Below are 15,781 nucleotides of genomic sequence, written 5' to 3'. Positions count from 1 at the left end.
TTTAATCTGAGACGGCAGGTATTGTTTTGCACGTGCCGGGATTGTCTCGTTCCGGCTTGGTTGCAGATCTTGGGTTGGTGAAAACATGTCGAGTCCGTCGGACAAACAGCGTCAACAGGTGCAGGACGAGCTCACCCGCGCGGTAGGTACGGGCCGGATCAACATCAAACAATTCGATTATTTGTTGGGCATCGTGTGGTCGTGCGAATCCGCGGACGTGCTGGATTCCATTCGCCGGGATTACCTGGGCCAGGTTGGGCCGGGCGTAGGTGCCGGGCTTCACCCTGGTCATAGACCTGGAGCTGCACCTAGTCACGGCTCTGCACCTGGCCACGGTTCTGCAGCTGGTCACGGTCCTGCTCGCTATCACCCTGCCCCTACACCTAGTCACGGCCCCGCTCGCTATGGCCAATATTCTTCTCCGGTGCCGTTGAAGACTACCCTCGGCACGATCGAGCTCACGGGAGACTGGCGAGTACCTGAGCGACAGGAATTCGTGGTGAATGCTGGCACACTGCTTATCGATTTGCGCCAGGCGCGTGCAGATTCCCTCTTCGTGGAGTTCAACATCACAGCCCGGATGGCGACGATCCGCATCATCGCTCCCGAAGGGGTTCCTGTAGAAAATCGCTTAGCGAATAATCTCGCCTCAACCTTCGATATCCTCCAGACCACCCCGAACCCGCAGGCCCCGCGCGTAATCCTCACCGGGGCGGTTACGGGATCGACTGTGACCGTAAAACGGCCTGGGCGCCGCCGCACGTGGCGAGAGCGTTTGCAGCTGTAACTCGGTGGATTGCCAGGCGCAACCCACCCCACCACTGGTCTAGACTGGCGGCATGGATCTTGCCGATAAACTCGACACCTTCACCCGCCTGGTGCCACTGCTTGACGACGCCAGCGCGGCCGAAACCGACGACATCACCCGCGATGCACAACTGCGCGATCTGGCCATTGACTCGCTATCTATGATCGAACTCGTCGTCAAGATCGAAGACGAGTTTAAAGTACGCCTCGAAGAAGACACCGTGCGCAGCTGGACGACGGTGTCCGACGTGGTCTCTTATATCGACGCCACAGCTAACGACGCTACGGCCCACTAATCCTGCTGAATCTCCACCCGAGCACTGAAGCTGCCATACTTGCCGAGCTTCTCTAGCATCGCGCGCAGCTGCAGTAACTCGCTCGTCGGCGCGCAAATCGGCTGCTTGCACCCAACCGTGACTTCCCCATCACAGTGAGTATTACAGTGGGCCTCACGTACCCAGCGCGTGCACCAATCAGCGGTCAGCGGGTCTGCCCCGAACGGTGCATCCACCGGATCAGAGCGCAGGCACACTGCCATCGCGCGTTCGACGGCAGGCCGAAACCGCCTGGGCATAGCGTCGACAAGCACGACGGCCTGACTATAACCAGGCGCCAACTTCACGGCAGTGTCTTCACCTGCCGACGTTGGGGCAGCCCACGACTGCGCGGGCTGGCGAATAGATGCGAGTAATGCCATCTGCAGGTCACAGCCCTTCGATAGTGCATAACACCCACCACCCGCGACTCTATTTGCCCAGGTGATGCCCGCATGTCACGCTCGATGATTCCACAGCGTCATGAAACCATCATGGCAGCCTCGTGGCCAAGCGCGCATGCAGAATGTGGTGCCAGACGAGCATCGTCTTCCCCAACGTGCTCGCACTCGCTTGCGCCAGAGTCGATTCAACTACCCCACCCACCCCAGGGGCAACCCTCAACATCATCTTTAACCCCCGTTTAATCAAGTCTCACTTGAGGGTTTTTCCATCACCGCAGTTCAGCAACTTACATCACTGTAATCCCACTAGTTAACTTTTACACCTTGATCACAAAACCCGCGATCGCCCGCCCGCGGTCTAGTCAACGCTAAAAATCTGCAGTAGGCTAAGCGCTCATGAAAATATCGTTCCGCACTCTCGGCACCGCGTTCGCTGCCGGAGCCCTCGGAGGCCTGCTCGCCATCGCCACCCCAGCAAGCCAGGCGCAACCCCAACAAGCCCCACAGGCCGCGCCCGCGCCGAGCACCCGCACCGTGGATGTGAACGGAACCCCGCGTCACTACTTGCTCGACCTACCGGCCAACTATGATCCAGCCCGCGCCTACCCCGTCGTACTAGGGTATTCGGGTGCCTGGACGGATGCGCAGGTCTTCCGCGACCAAGCCCTGCTCAACCACGCGGTCGGCACCGAAGCAATCGTTGCCTACCCGCAAGGCGTTGTCGACAAATTCAAGGGCAAACCGGCCTGGGGTGGGCCGCACTACGCAGCGCAAACCACCGACGATGATGTTGCCTTCGCCCGCGCGCTGGTGGCTGACCTCAGCGCCAACTACCACGTCGATACCGACCGCATCTATGCCACGGGATTGTCCAACGGCGGCGGTGCAGCCCTCAACCTGGCTTGTCACGCACCGGATCTTGTCGACGGCGTCGCCAGCGCGGCCGGCGCCTACTACGACGCGACGGTCTCCAACTGTGTCGAACACGCGCCCGTGCCAACTCTGCTGATGCACCACCAGGATGATCACATCATCAACATTCACGGTGGCGCCAATGGTCACGGCGGGCACTACAAAGCCGCACGGCAAGTCTTCGACGAATTCGCCGCGCGCAACGGTTGCGCACCAGAGGCCGCAGATAACAACTGGGTCGTCGGCGCGCACACGATCTCTGGCAGCGACTGCCTAGCCGCAACCGAATTCTCGACCATGGTCAGCCCGCAAGCGAACAACGGCCACACCTGGTTTACGGCAGCTCCCAACGCAAACGTGCTGGTGTGGGAGTTTTTCCAGAGCCAGTTTTAAACAGCCGACATTAATCAGCCAGCTTTAACCAGCCAGCATTAGTCTTACTGCGCTAGCTCCTGCCAGATCGCGTCGTTCGTCTCTGCCCACAGTGGCTTGGCCCAGTCGCCAAACTCGCGGTCTGTCAGGGCGACCAGCGCGATCTTTTTCTCCGGCACCAACCAGATATACGAGCCGTACATGCCGAAATGCCCCACCGTATTCTCCGGCAGCGCGCTGCCCATCCAATGCGATTCTTTGCTGCCGTGCACCTCAAAACCTAGCCCCCACTGGCACGGCTTGTGCATACCATAACCAGGCACGATGCCGCGCAGGTCAGCGAACTGCGGGGTGAGCAGCTTGTCGACGGTCGACGGATCCAACAGCTGCGGGTCCAGCACCTCCTGGACGAACCGCACCAGGTCTGCGGCAGTGGTTTCCAAGGCATAACCGGCAGAGCCCTGCAGTTTCGTGCGGCTCATCCCCAATGGCTCAAATAACCCCAGCTCAAGGTATTCGGCAAAACCCATTCCGGTCTCGACCTCGAGCTTGTCCTGCAGAATCTCGAAGCCGGCGGAGGAATAGATACGGCGCTCTTCCGGCGCACGGTCTGGGTTCTCCGCATCTTGCCCCACCCCGCTGGCGTGTGCGAGCAAATGGCGCACGGTGGACCCCTCCGGGCCAGCCGGGGTATCCAAGCCAAACACGCCTTCTTCGATCGCCATCGCAAAGCCATAAGCCGCCACCGGCTTGGTCACCGAGGCTACGGCGAACACACGATCCTGCTCGCCTACGCTCTGGGTGAGTTCACCGTCGTAAAGCAGCGCGGCAGCGACGTTATCGGCCGGCCAGTCGGCAATTTTCTCGAACGATTCCACGTTGTGCGGTGTGTGTGCTGAGTTCATGGCATCTAGTTTATGCGCTCGAGCAGATGATTTTCCTGCGGCAACTCGCGAACTGCTTTACAGTACTAATATGGAACACAGTTTGGGTGCCAATACCACGTGGGAAGCCGACATCGTTCTTGCGGACGGCGCCATCGCAGTGCTGCGCCCGATCCTTCCCACTGATCGCGAGAACCTACTGCAGTTCTATGCCGGGGTCTCCGCAGAATCGAAATACCTGCGCTTTTTCAATTCGCATCCCGAACTCACCACAGCCGAACTAGAGCAATGGCTCAATTCCGACGGCAACTCCCAGGTGCACCTGGCGTTGGTGTATCGATCCCAGATCATTGCCGTCGCCGGGTACCAGGTGATTACCCACGGCGGCTCCGACCAGCACAGCACCGAGTGCATCGGCGACGTCGCCTTCTTAGTCCAAGATGCCCACCACGGCCGGGGCGTAGCAAATATTTTGCTGGAACACCTTGCCCAAATCGGCCGCGAACACAACATCGACCGCTTTTGTGCGCAGATGCTGCCGCACAACCGCGCGATGAAAGAAGTTTTTCGCCGGGCTGGCTATAGCGTGCGCCCGGAGCTTTCCGACGGCTTCATCACCGTGGATTTCACCATCGCCGCTACTGCGGATTCCCGCGAAGTCATGCTGCGCCGTGAGCTGCGCGCCGAGGCAAATTCCATACGCCAAATCTTGCAGCCACTCCCCAGCCCGTCAGCTACCCGCACACAAGTAGGCCTTTTTAGCGCAGACCCTAGCGTCGTCGGCATCCAGAAGGCCGAGCACCGCACGCAACAACTACACCGCGCCATTGACAGTGCAACCGAGCACAACGCCGCGGCAATCATCTTCCCCTCCCAGGGCACCTCTCCACAGATGAGCTCCGAAGAAGCTGGCGCGATAGTCGCCTATGCACGTGCAGCTGGCTTGAGAATCCTCGGTCCCGCCTCCCTCGGCGTCATCAACACTGCAGCCGAGCACCGTCTCAACACCACCCCAGCGCCCATGCCGCGAGCTGGCACAGTGGGGATTTTCACGCAGTCTTCTGGCGTCGCCGCTCTCACGTTGTCGCTGGCCATCGCCCACAACTGTGGGATCAGCTCCTTCCTCGCGGCAGGCGCATTCGCCGACATTACTGCCAATGACATGATGCAGTACTGGTCCACGGATGATGCGACGCAGATCTGTCTGCTCTCGCTAGACCGCATTGGTAATCCGCGCAAATTTTTTCGGGTGTTGCGCCGCTTGGCTTTATCCAAACACGTCGTCGTCTTTAACCCTGGGCGTGCTGTGACAGCCACGGATGATGCGGTTGAGGATCCGACGCCAGCTTCTGCTGAGGCTCCGGCGCCAGATTCTGCTGAGGCAGCAAAGGCGGACTCTACAGAGTATTTCGACCAGGTTGTGCGCCAAACCGGAGCCATGGTGGTCGCCCGGCGCGATGTCATGTTTGCCATTACCCACATACTTGCGCGCCAACCACTGATTGCTGGCCGACGGGTGGCGGTGGTATCTAATTCGGCTGGTTTGGTCCAGCACATGACAAGCGCCGCCCGCAGATTCCAACTTGCCCCCGCCGCGTGTGTCACGCCAGAAGACGCACCAGCGTTGCTTGTCGACGAAGTCTCCCGCGCGTTGGATTCCTCCGACGTTGATGCCGTTGTCGTTGCCGTCGTCGAGATCGGAACGTGCCACCGCCAGATTCGAGAAGAACTCGAGCGTATCGCTGCAGAAACGAACAAACCGTTGGTGGCGAATTTTGTGGGATTTTCGCAGGCAAATGACACTGCCACTACCACACCGCCGTCGTCGCTGTCGCAGTCGTCGCCGTCGCAGTCGTCGCTGTCGTCGTCGAGTGACGAGCAACCCGAAGCGATGGGCCAGTTGCCCGTGGTGTCTACTTACGCAGATGGACTCGAAGCACTGTCACATATCTATGCCAGCCAGCACCGTCGACAAGCAGTTCTACCGGTAGAAACTAGCGGCAGCCCAGAGTCGCAAATTCTCGCTTCACCTGCCGAAGGTCGGGTGGCAAGCGCGGAGGAAACCGCCCGCGTCCTGGCGCACTATGGCATCGACGTACTACCAAGCTATCCCGCCTCCCACGTTGCTGAAGCACTACGCGCTGCGGAACAACTTGGCTGGGATGTCGTCGTGCGCGCGACGAATCCCGCAGTGCGCTCTCGCCCCGACCTGGTGCCGGTCACCCGCCACATCCACAACCACGCTGAGCTGCACCACGCCTGGGAAACCTTGGCAACTATGGGCGCCGAGCACGGCATGAGCATCAACCAGCTGGCACCGATCGTGCAAAAGACGGTCTCACCTGGCCCTACCCTGACGATCCGCGCGTTCGAGGACATCAAGCTCGGGCCCATCATCAACGTCGGTATTTCGGGTATCGCTAGTGATGTGCTCGGCGATGTGCAGTGGGCCGTTCCACCGCTGAGCCTTGCCGACGCCCGGGAGGTCTGTGACCGTCTGCGAGCCGCGCCTATTCTGCGGTCTGCTCACCGCGCATCGCTGGAAACGCTCGTGGTCGCCGTCGCCAAGCTCAAAGATGAGCACCCCGAAATCTCCCAGCTCGTGCTCTCGCCGGTGATCTCCTCGCAGCAACGCACCGTGGTTGCCGGCGCGCACCTTTCTATCACCCCGCCGCACCAACGCGATCCGGGAGCGCGGGCACTGACAACGCATATCCGGGAGCAGACATGATGACAGCGCCCACACTGAGCACGAAGCCGCTGCTGTTTTCCGATGGCAACCTTGACCGCTATCACCTGGGCCGCGATCATCCGATGGGGCCGGATCGTGTCAGCCTTGCCCTACGGTTAGCGGATCATTTTTCCGTTCTCCCGCTTTTCGACGTCACTGCCCCACCTGAATCTGCTGGTCAGGATTTAGAAAGGGTGCACAGCCCGGACTATATTTCCGCTGCGCGGCAAGGTCTGCCCAACGCAGCTTTTGGGCTCGGCACGCAAGACAACCCGGTATCTCCCGAACTAGCTGTGGTTGCTGATCGCGTAGTGGCAGCGACGGTTGCTGCCGCGCAATCCGTCTGGGAGGGAAAACGACAGCGCGCGGTGAACCTCTCCGGTGGTTTGCACCATGCCACCTCCACCACGATGAGTGGTTTTTGCATGTTCAACGACGCAGCAGTCGCCATCAAGTGGCTGCAAGACCATGGTGCATCCCGCATCGCATACCTCGATTTCGATGCCCACCACGGCGACGGCGTGGAGCAAATCTTTTGGGATGATCCCAACGTGCTCACAATCTCCGTGCACGAATCCGGGCTGTACCTGTTTCCTGGTACTGGCCATGCGCACGATATCGGCGGAAGCGGCGCGCAAGGCACCGCCATCAACATCGCTTTATCCAAAAATGCAGCCGACGAGGAATGGCTACAATCCACACACGCGATCATTCCCCTGGTGCTAGAAAAATTTCGGCCGCAAGTTTTGATTACCCAACACGGTTCTGACCCGCACCGTGCCGATCCGCTCGCCGACCTTGAAATCAGCATCGACGCCTTGTCTCTTACCTACCGGTCTTTAGCTGCTTGGGCAGATAAATTCTGCGCCGGAAAGTGGGTGGCGCTCGGTGGCGGGGGCTATCACAAAGACTCCGTGGCGCGCGCATGGACACAACTGCTGGCTGCGGTGGCAGGCGTGGAGCTTGATCGACACGCGCCGCTGCCCACAGACTGGGCGCGCGCTATCGGGATGCAGGTCCAGCCTCTTCTGGGCGATGATGCGGTGGACGAGAATATCTACAGCTATCAGCCGTTTCGACACCTGGTTGAGCGCCCCTGCCCCGCGCTTGTGGCCACCTCGCGGACTATTTTTCCCTACTGGGGTCTACAGCCCTACGCATAATCATTTTGTCACCCACACTAAGTGGGGTAAATCTCATTCACCTGCTGCGAAACCCGCAACCTCCCAATAGGATCTACAACAACACAAATTGAGATCCAGTTCACACAAGGAGGAAATATGAATATCCAACACTTTTATGGTGGACGCCGCCAATCAGGAACCAGCAACAAGACTTCCCCAGTGTATAACCCGTCGACAGGCACGGTGCAGGCCGAAGTCGAGCTCGCTAGCACCGAAGACGTCAACACGGTGATCGACGATGCAGCACAAGCGCAGCCCGGCTGGGCAGCATTGAATCCACAAAAGCGCCTGCGCGTGCTGATGCGCTGGATCCAGCTGATCAACGAGCACCACGATGAGCTCGCCCGACAACTCTCCCTGGAACACGGGAAAACCTTCCCGGATGCCAAGGGCGATATTAGCCGCGGTACCGACGTACTCGAATTCTGCTTAGGGGCTCCGCACCAGCTCAAAGGTGAATACTCCACCAATGTCGGCCCCGGCATCGATACCTATTCCATGCGCCAGCCACTCGGCGTCGTCGCGGGCATCACGCCGTTCAACTTCCCCGCGATGATCCCATTGTGGAAAGCCGGCCCAGCACTGGCAGCTGGTAACGCTTTCGTCCTCAAGCCTTCTGAACGCGACCCTTCAGTGCCGGTGCACTTGGCAGAGCTATTCCTCGAAGCAGGAGGACCACCGGGAGTATTCAACGTCGTCCACGGCGATAAAGAAGCCGTCGATGCCCTGCTGGATTCCCCGACGATTAAAGCCATCGGCTTCGTCGGCTCGAGCCCGATCGCACAATATATCTACGAACGCTGCGCAGCCACTGGCAAGCGCGCCCAATGCTTTGGTGGCGCGAAAAACCACGCGATCGTGTTACCTGATGCCGACATCGATGCCGCTGCTGACGCCGTCGTCGGAGCAGCCTACGGTTCGGCGGGTGAACGCTGCATGGCGCTGTCCGTTGTCGTTCCAGTCGGTGAAGACACCGCGCAGAAATTGCGTGCTGCGATCGAAAAGAAAATACCGGAACTGCAGGTCGGCCATTCTTTGGATCCGGATGCTGACTACGGTCCACTCGTCACCGCCGAAGCGAAACAGCGCGTGCTCGGTTATATCGACCGCGGGGTTGACGAGGGCGCCGAGCTGGTTGTAGATGGCCGCAAAGCAGACGGTCTCGGGGAATACGATGGCGACGATCTTGCCGATGGCTTCTTCCTACACCCGACGTTTTTCGACAACGTGAGCCCAGAGATGGCTATTTATCGCGAAGAAATTTTCGGTCCCGTGCTCACGATGGTGCGTGCAGACTCCTTCGAAGACGCCCTGGCACTACCGAGTGAGCATGAATACGGCAACGGCGTGGCGATTTTCACCAACAACGGTCACTCCGCGCGTGAATTTGCTGCCCGCGTCGAAGTCGGCATGGTCGGCATCAACGTCGCTATCCCAGTGCCCATCGCCTACCACACCTTCGGTGGATGGAAGGCATCTGGTTTCGGAGACCTCAACCAACACGGCCCGGATGCATTCCGCTTCTACACCAAGACAAAAACCGTCACCAGCCGGTGGCCCGGCAACGAAGCTGCGGGCGGTCCAGAATTTTCCATGCCGGTGATGGATTAAGTTCCGGTGATGGATTCAGACCGTAGAAAACTCTAGGAGGAACCCATGTCTACTCTCCCCACGATCGCATTCATCGGACTAGGAAATATGGGCGGTCCGATGTCTGCCCAGCTAGCTCAAGCCGGCTATACCGTCCGCGGTTTTGATGTCTCGGAAGAAGCAAAACAAGCCGCCGAGCAGGCCGGAGTGCAGGTCTTCGATACCGTCGCACAGGCCAGCAAATCTGCCGATATCATTATGACGATGTTGCCCAACGGTGAGCTCGTCGAAAACGTGCTCACCGAAGCATTTGAAGCCGGTGCACAGCCAGAAATGTGCATCGATTCCTCCACCATCGCAGTATCGGAAGCGCGTGAACTCGCCGAACTCGTGAGTTCTCGTGGCTCAGCGTTCATCGATGCACCGGTCTCGGGTGGTGTCACAGGAGCCGAGGCGGGGCAACTGGCCTTTATGGTTGGCGGGCCGGAAAAAGATTTCCAGCAGGCAGAACCGCTGTTTACCGTGATGGGCAAAACACATACTTACTGCGGGCCAGCTGGAGCAGGCCAAGCCGTCAAAGCCTGCAACAACATGATCTTGGCCGTGCAGCAAACAGTATTGGCCGAGGCACTGGTGCTGGGTGAGCGGCTCGGTTTGAGCCATCAAGCGTTCTACGATGTGGTCTCGAATGCCACCGGAAACAGCTGGTCACTCTCGGTGAACTGTCCGGTGCCAGAAGTCGTGCCAAACTCTCCCGCAAATAGAGACTTCCAGCCAGGATTCTCGTCCGCGTTGATGCTCAAAGACCTCAACCTGGCGATGGTCTCGGCACAAGAAACCGGCACCGAAACGTTGCTCGGCTCGCAAGTAACGGAGCTTTTTGCAGACTTTGTCGAGGAAGGCAACGGCTCACTAGATTTCTCGGCGATCATCAAACGGGTACGCGATGCGAAGAAATCCTAATCGCCTGGGGCGCTAGTACGTAGCTTTTTCCTGCTACTACGCTGCGTTTGCCTGCTAGCACGCAGCATTCCCGTCGAGAATATCTTGTACCTGGGAACCGTAGTACGTCACCAATTCATCAAAGGTATAGGTGGCAAAATCGGTATCCCCAAAGCGGCGCATCACCGAAAGCCCCACCAACAGTGCCATCGCAGCCTGCGCACGCAGCTCAGGCTTAGGCATGGCGTTGGGTGATTCTTCAGCGATGCGTTTAGTCAACACCTGCAAAACGTCCGCTTTTATGCGTTTTCCAATCGCATGCAAACTTCCAGGTTGCCCGTTTGCGATCGAAATGATCCGGGCAATGGAGTAATGCGCTGTGGAAGGCGCCGTCAATGTCTCAGTTACGGCAGTTCGGCCCAAGTTCTCAAACGAGCCAGAAAATAACGCAGCTGAAGACACAGCAAAATCAATCGTCTCCACAAACAAGTGTTCTTTGTTCTGAAAATGCTTGACGATGAGCGCGACGGAAACTTCCGCCTGCGAAGCAATATCACGCAAAGAAACTTTATCGAACGAGTGCTCGCTAAATAGTGCTCGTGAACATTCCAGAATTCGATCCCGCGCTGGTAGTTTTGCCTGCCTCATAGCCACATCTTACGCAAGGAGTTCGAGCTCGCTTAGCGCGGTGGCATGCGCAGGCCACCGTCTAGTCGCACGGTTTCACCATTGAGATAATCACTGGCGACGAACGACGAAACCATGCCGGCGAATTCTTCCGGGCGTGCCAGGCGCCGCGGGAACTGCACGCGCGATTCCAGCTCAGCCCGAAAATCTGCAGCAATGCCAGCCATCATGGGCGTATCCACTATGCCCGGCGCGATTGCGTTGACTCGTATTCCTTTGGAGGCGAGGTCTCGCGCAGCTGTTAACGCCAACGAATGCACCCCACCTTTCGATGCTGCGTACCCGGCCTGACCAACCTGGCCTTCAAAAGCTGCCACTGACGAAGTCAACACCACGACGCCGCGTTGGCCGTCATCATCAACTGGCTCATTGCCTGCCATTTGTTGTGCAGCAGCAGCCAAGAGGTGGAACGAGCCCATGAGGTTCACGTTTATCGTCGAGGCAAACAGACCAAAGTCGTGCATTCCTTTCGACGAAACAATACGTTGCGACGGACACACTCCCGCACACGCCACAGCCACACGTAGCGGCGCGGATTTTTGTGCGGTGGCGACCGCATCGACCACTGCATCGCCGTCGGTCACGTCAACCGGCAGATATTCCACGCCATCTAGCAAGGCGCCAGCGGAACGCTGCTTGTCGATCGATGATTCCAAATCAAGAGCGAAGACCTTCACCCCTTGTTCAGCCAATTCCCGAACGCTAGCAGCACCCAAACCAGAGGCACCACCGGAGACAACTGCAGAGACCCCAGAACCAATAATCACAACAAACTCCTTAACTCAGACAAATAATCGCTGGATACTAAGAACAATCAGAACGTTTTAGCTCGCAGCCAGCTATACAAAAGCCGATACACCCGTGACGGCACGGCCCACAATCAAAGAATTGATGTTGTAAGTGCCCTCATAGGTGAACAGAATCTCTGCATCGGCAAAAAGTTTTGCCAGTTCATGCTCGGTCAAAATTCCGTTTCCACCACCGAGATCACGCCCGGCGGCAGCGGACTCACGGGCTAAGCGCGTCGTCGTCGCCTTCGCCAACGCGGCATGCGGCATTTCGAGACGGCCTGCCTCCTGCACCGACGCGACCTGCGCCATCATCGCTAGAGAAGCAGAGGCGTTGCCCAGAATTCGCGAGAGTTGCTCTTGGACGAGTTGGAACTTCGCCAACGGACGCCCGAACTGTTCGCGGGTGACAGCGTATTGCCGCGTCGCATCAAAAATCGCTAGCTGAATGCCAGCGCCCTGCCACCCCACCCAGGCGCGCGAGCTACACAAAAATTCGTTGGTGTTCGCGAAAGAGGCAGCCCCCGGGATGAGGTTTTCTTCTGGGATGACGACGTCGTCGAAAAGCATGTCTGCATTCTGCATGATGCGTAGCCCCAGCTTGCCGCTAATCTTTTCCGTCGACACGCCCTCGCGATCTAGCTCGACGAGGAAGCCTTTGATCTGTTGATCTGCAACATCGCGAGCGAAAACGATGGCAAAATCTGCAAATGTGCCTGCGCCGATCCAACGCTTCGCGCCGTTAATCACCCAGCCTTGCTCGGTGCGCGTGGCCGTCGTCGACAAGCCGCCTGCAATATCCGAGCCATGTTCAGGCTCGGTCAGGGCAAAGCAGCCGATAGCTTGGAACTGGCGTAAGCGACCCAGCCAGCGATCCTTTTGTTGGTCGGAACCGAGTTGGTTGATGACACCGACGATCAACTCGTTATGGATACCGACCAGCGCTGATAAGGACACATCGGCTCGGGTGAGCTCTGCATAGACTAAACCACGGAACAGACGCGAAGTCTCCGATAGTTCAATTTCACCAAGGCCCTGCTTGGCAAGTTCTTGTAGCAAGTCGAAAGGAAATTCTTCGCGGTCCCAGTGCTCGGCGACGTTTGGCCGGACCTCAGTCTGCAAAAACTCGTGGATCTGTTGTAACTGCGCACGTTCGGCAGAGTTCAGGCTGGCAGCAACATCGAGGATATCGACGGCAGGGTAGGCAATTGATGCCAAAGCTTGCGGGATAGGCGCAGCCTGTGAATTCTGTGCTGATTGCGAGTTCGTCATGGTTCGTCTCCTTCGTGACCGTGTGGCTTCACGGCGTGGTGGGTTCGTAGCTCGGATACTTCGTAGATCGGTGAATTTATATTGTCAGAAAACTTATTGAGTGATACACAACACGTTAATAGGAAAACCCCGTCGGGGTCACATATTTTGCTAAAAACCAATCTCCCGGGCCCCATATGAACGGCATTCACCCCCACCGAACCGAACCCCGAGCAGTCATATTGTTGTGCTCTCGAAATAATGCACATCACCAGTTACACTGCAATGTAATACAGTTCACATGACGGGAGTAGAGATATGACATCGACTCAGCAACTAGGCCACACCAGTTCCGTGACAGAAGAATTCCGCACAGCGCGCGACTTTCTGGTCAAAAACCGCACGGACTACGCCGCAGCGCGCAAAGGTTTTTCCTGGCCCCGTTTTGAGCACTTCAATTTCACCAGCGACTGGTTCGACCATCTCGCTGCCGATAGCGAAACCAAAGAGCAGCCAGCATTGGTGATCAGTGAAGTTGATGGAACCAGCACACGCCGCACCTTCGCGGAATTATCTGCGCGTGCGACACAACTCGCAGCCTGGTTAGATGACAAAGGCGTGCGCCCGGGCGATCGCGTCATGCTCATGCTGAATAACCAGGTCGAATTGTGGGAAACGATGCTGGCCTGCATCAAAGGCGGATTCGTGCTGAACCCGGCAACCGCCATGCTCGGCGAGACTGATCTACAAGACCGCACTGAACGCGCCGAGGTTTCCTGGGTGGTTGCGAATGACGACGACGCAGAAAAATTCCAGAATGTCACCGGCGATTTCACGGTGATTCAAATCGGCGGCGAGCAACCAGCACAGACCAGCCATCCCACCCTCGACTTCGCCGATTCGTACAACGGGCCGCGGGAGTTTAGTCCGCGGACGAAGACCAAGGCCGACGACACTCTCCTGCTTTATTTCACCTCGGGCACGACGTCGAAAGCGAAGCTCGTTGAGCACACGCACACCAGTTATCCCGTCGGCAACCTGTCGACAATGTACTGGATTGGCCTCGAACCCGGCGACGTGCACCTCAATGTCGCCGCCCCTGGTTGGGCAAAGCACGCATGGTCGAATTTCTTTGCGCCCTGGATCGCTGGTGCCACGATCTTCGTCTATAACTACGCCCGTTTCGAAGCCGCAGCATTATTGGACAAAATGGATGAAGAATCAGTGACCAGTTTCTGTGCCCCGCCAACGGTGTGGCGGATGTTGGCGCAAGCGAACCTCGACTCGCTGCCCAATCCACCAAAGAAAGTCGTCGCAGCCGGCGAGCCACTGAACCCAGAACTGATTCGTTACGTAGAAAAAGCCTGGAATACCACTATCCGCGACGGCTTCGGACAGACCGAATCTTCCGTACAAATTGCGAATTCACCCGGCCAAAAGGTCAAGCCCGGCTCCATGGGACGCCCACAGCCAGGTATGGATGTCGTGCTCATCGACCCAGCTACCGACGAGATCGGCGACCAAGGCGAGATCTGCCTATCCATTGATCCACGCCCCGTCGGCCTGACCCCCGGTTATTTCGGGGATGCAGCGAAAAACAGCGAAGTGTTCCGCGATGGCTACTACCACACCGGCGACATTGCAGAACGAGACGAGGACGGATACATCAGCTACATCGGCCGCAGCGACGATGTCTTTAAAGCCTCGGACTATCGACTTTCACCGTTTGAGCTGGAGTCCGTGGTCATCGAACACCCGGCCGTCGCTGAAGTTGCCGTCGTCCCGTCGCCAGACCCAATCCGCCTGGCCGTACCGAAGGCTTATGTTGCACTCGCTGCAGGATACGAGCCGAATGCAGAAACTGCTGAGTCGATCCTGCAACATTGCCGCAACGGCTTAGCTCCGTATAAACGCATTCGCCGACTGGAATTCTACGAGCTGCCGAAAACGGTCTCCGGCAAAATTCGCCGCGTTGATCTTCGTGCACGCGAGAACCAGATTCACGCAACTGATGTGGCCACTGGCGCTCCGGCTGAGACCGCTACCGAGCACACCGAGTACTCGGACAAGGACTTTCCAGCGCTGTCGGACTAAGCCCCCGCGCTGTCGGACTAAGCCTTAGCGCTAGCGGTGTTTAAATTCCGGGTCGCGCTTATTGGCGAAGGCGTCCATGCCTTCCTTTTGATCTTCTGCAGCAAAAATCGAATGGAACAAACGCCGCTCATGCTGCAAGCCTTGCCGCAAGGTGGTTTCATACGCAGCATCGACTGCTTCCGTGACCATCGTGGTAGCAACCAAAGACTTATTCGCAATCGTTTCTGCGACCTGCAGTGCTTCGTCGACAAGCTTGTCCGTTGCGACGATACGCGCAACCAAACCTGCCCGCTCAGCTTCTTCGGCACCCATCATGCGGCCAGTCAAGCACATTTCCATGGCTTTGGCCTTGCCGACGGCACGGGTTAACCGTTGCGAGCCGCCCATTCCCGGCAACACCCCAAGATTAATTTCCGGTTGGCCGAATTGTGCTTTCTCACCAGCGATGATGAAATCGCACATCATGGCGAGCTCGCAGCCACCGCCCAGCGCATAACCATTGACTGCCGCAACCAACGGGGTCCGAACCTGAGTCAACTGGTCCCATTCAGAAAACCAATCGCCCATGAACATCTCGGTGGCAGTTTTTGTCGCCATTTCTTTGATGTCGGCTCCCGCGGCGAAAGCCTTCTCTGATCCCGTCAGCACGATACAGCCGATGCTGTCATCGCGGTCGAGTTCCTGCGCAGCCGCAATAACCTCCAGCATGAGTTCCTGGTTCAAAGCATTCAACGCTTTCGGCCGGTCCAGAGTGATAAGGCCTACCCTGCCACGGGTTTCTGTCTGGATTGTTGCAAAATCGTTCTGCGCGTTCATCATCA

At 57.9% G+C, this 15,781-nt stretch carries 14 protein-coding genes; 8 read left to right on the top strand and 6 right to left on the bottom strand.

Translation table 11 applies throughout. The annotated features are described in order from the left end of the window. Nucleotides 1–85: 85 nt before the first annotated feature. Nucleotides 86–787, top strand: coding sequence for a DUF1707 domain-containing protein (locus U1140_RS07740; RefSeq protein ID WP_369846998.1), 702 nt, complete (start codon nucleotides 86–88; stop codon nucleotides 785–787). Nucleotides 788–839: 52 nt separating this feature from the next. Further along, complete coding sequence (locus U1140_RS07735) at nucleotides 840–1,103, top strand: phosphopantetheine-binding protein (protein ID WP_369846997.1); 264 nt, start codon at nucleotides 840–842, stop codon at nucleotides 1,101–1,103. Here U1140_RS07735 and U1140_RS07730 read toward each other — a convergent pair. Next, entirely contained in the window at nucleotides 1,100–1,504 is a 405-nt protein-coding gene (locus tag U1140_RS07730) for a hypothetical protein (RefSeq protein ID WP_369846996.1), read from the bottom strand. The genes U1140_RS07735 and U1140_RS07730 overlap by 4 nt on opposite strands. Nucleotides 1,505–1,921: 417 nt before the next feature. On the opposite strand from U1140_RS07730, the gene U1140_RS07725 reads away from it, so the two are divergent. Next, the gene (locus U1140_RS07725) at nucleotides 1,922–2,830 is read left to right on the top strand and encodes a CE1 family esterase (RefSeq protein ID WP_369846994.1); all 909 of its coding nucleotides are present in this window, start codon (nucleotides 1,922–1,924) and stop codon (nucleotides 2,828–2,830) included. 44 nt (nucleotides 2,831–2,874) lie between these two features. On the opposite strand, the gene U1140_RS07720 is transcribed toward U1140_RS07725, so the two are convergent. Continuing rightward, entirely contained in the window at nucleotides 2,875–3,687 is an 813-nt protein-coding gene (locus tag U1140_RS07720; protein WP_369847016.1) for a serine hydrolase domain-containing protein, read from the bottom strand. 97 nt (nucleotides 3,688–3,784) lie between these two features. Here U1140_RS07720 and U1140_RS07715 point away from each other — a divergent pair, with 97 nt between their 5' ends. The 4 genes from U1140_RS07715 to mmsB all read left to right on the top strand — a co-directional run bounded on the left by U1140_RS07715 (nucleotide 3,785) and on the right by mmsB (nucleotide 10,161). After that, nucleotides 3,785–6,424 (top strand): GNAT family N-acetyltransferase, encoded by a 2,640-nt coding sequence (locus U1140_RS07715; protein ID WP_369846993.1) that lies wholly within the window; start codon nucleotides 3,785–3,787, stop codon nucleotides 6,422–6,424. Then, nucleotides 6,421–7,587 carry an acetoin utilization protein AcuC gene (locus U1140_RS07710; RefSeq protein ID WP_369846991.1) on the top strand — a complete coding sequence of 389 codons (1,167 nt, stop codon included), beginning with the start codon at nucleotides 6,421–6,423 and terminating at the stop codon, nucleotides 7,585–7,587. Before U1140_RS07715 ends, U1140_RS07710 begins: the two co-directional genes overlap by 4 nt. 117 nt (nucleotides 7,588–7,704) lie before the next feature. Beyond that, nucleotides 7,705–9,219: a CoA-acylating methylmalonate-semialdehyde dehydrogenase gene (locus U1140_RS07705; protein WP_369846990.1), complete on the top strand. Its 1,515-nt coding sequence runs from the start codon at nucleotides 7,705–7,707 to the stop codon at nucleotides 9,217–9,219. 45 nt (nucleotides 9,220–9,264) lie between these two features. Next, nucleotides 9,265–10,161, top strand: a complete 897-nt coding sequence (gene mmsB / locus U1140_RS07700; RefSeq protein ID WP_369846988.1) for a 3-hydroxyisobutyrate dehydrogenase — start codon at nucleotides 9,265–9,267, stop codon at nucleotides 10,159–10,161. 54 nt (nucleotides 10,162–10,215) lie between these two features. Here mmsB and U1140_RS07695 read toward each other — a convergent pair whose 3' ends face one another. From U1140_RS07695 to U1140_RS07685, 3 genes are all read right to left on the bottom strand, one after another. Further along, nucleotides 10,216–10,788, bottom strand: coding sequence for a TetR/AcrR family transcriptional regulator (locus tag U1140_RS07695; protein ID WP_369846986.1), 573 nt, complete (start codon nucleotides 10,786–10,788; stop codon nucleotides 10,216–10,218). A 32-nt stretch (nucleotides 10,789–10,820) separates the two neighbouring features. After that, on the bottom strand, nucleotides 10,821–11,594 hold the full coding sequence (locus tag U1140_RS07690; RefSeq protein WP_369846985.1) for an SDR family NAD(P)-dependent oxidoreductase: 774 nt from the start codon (nucleotides 11,592–11,594) through the stop codon (nucleotides 10,821–10,823). Nucleotides 11,595–11,666: 72 nt separating this feature from the next. After that, entirely contained in the window at nucleotides 11,667–12,887 is a 1,221-nt protein-coding gene (locus U1140_RS07685; protein ID WP_369846983.1) for an acyl-CoA dehydrogenase family protein, read from the bottom strand. 297 nt (nucleotides 12,888–13,184) lie between these two features. On the opposite strand from U1140_RS07685, the gene U1140_RS07680 reads away from it, so the two are divergent. Then, nucleotides 13,185–14,960, top strand: coding sequence for an AMP-binding protein (locus U1140_RS07680; RefSeq protein WP_369846982.1), 1,776 nt, complete (start codon nucleotides 13,185–13,187; stop codon nucleotides 14,958–14,960). A gap of 30 nt (nucleotides 14,961–14,990) precedes the next feature. On the opposite strand, the gene U1140_RS07675 is transcribed toward U1140_RS07680, so the two are convergent. Beyond that, the gene (locus U1140_RS07675; protein WP_369846981.1) at nucleotides 14,991–15,776 is read right to left on the bottom strand and encodes an enoyl-CoA hydratase; all 786 of its coding nucleotides are present in this window, start codon (nucleotides 15,774–15,776) and stop codon (nucleotides 14,991–14,993) included. Nucleotides 15,777–15,781: the final 5 nt, after the last annotated feature.

The organism is Corynebacterium drakensteinense, assembly GCF_041224285.1.
Classification (GTDB): domain Bacteria; phylum Actinomycetota; class Actinomycetes; order Mycobacteriales; family Mycobacteriaceae; genus Corynebacterium.
This window is presented reverse-complemented; position numbering and strand designations above follow the sequence as displayed.

Bases quoted from the DNA above. Each gene is read 5' to 3' on its own strand.
- U1140_RS07740 (WP_369846998.1), top strand. From the start codon at position 86: ATGTCGAGTCCGTCGGACAAACAGCGTCAACAGGTGCAGGACGAGCTC.
- U1140_RS07735 (WP_369846997.1), top strand. From the start codon at position 840: ATGGATCTTGCCGATAAACTCGACACCTTCACCCGCCTGGTGCCACTG.
- U1140_RS07730 (WP_369846996.1), bottom strand. From the start codon at position 1,504: ATGGCATTACTCGCATCTATTCGCCAGCCCGCGCAGTCGTGGGCTGCC.
- U1140_RS07725 (WP_369846994.1), top strand. From the start codon at position 1,922: ATGAAAATATCGTTCCGCACTCTCGGCACCGCGTTCGCTGCCGGAGCC.
- U1140_RS07715 (WP_369846993.1), top strand. From the start codon at position 3,785: ATGGAACACAGTTTGGGTGCCAATACCACGTGGGAAGCCGACATCGTT.
- U1140_RS07710 (WP_369846991.1), top strand. From the start codon at position 6,421: ATGATGACAGCGCCCACACTGAGCACGAAGCCGCTGCTGTTTTCCGAT.
- U1140_RS07705 (WP_369846990.1), top strand. From the start codon at position 7,705: ATGAATATCCAACACTTTTATGGTGGACGCCGCCAATCAGGAACCAGC.
- mmsB (WP_369846988.1), top strand. From the start codon at position 9,265: ATGTCTACTCTCCCCACGATCGCATTCATCGGACTAGGAAATATGGGC.
- U1140_RS07695 (WP_369846986.1), bottom strand. From the start codon at position 10,788: ATGAGGCAGGCAAAACTACCAGCGCGGGATCGAATTCTGGAATGTTCA.
- U1140_RS07685 (WP_369846983.1), bottom strand. From the start codon at position 12,887: ATGACGAACTCGCAATCAGCACAGAATTCACAGGCTGCGCCTATCCCG.
- U1140_RS07680 (WP_369846982.1), top strand. From the start codon at position 13,185: ATGACATCGACTCAGCAACTAGGCCACACCAGTTCCGTGACAGAAGAA.
- U1140_RS07675 (WP_369846981.1), bottom strand. From the start codon at position 15,776: ATGAACGCGCAGAACGATTTTGCAACAATCCAGACAGAAACCCGTGGC.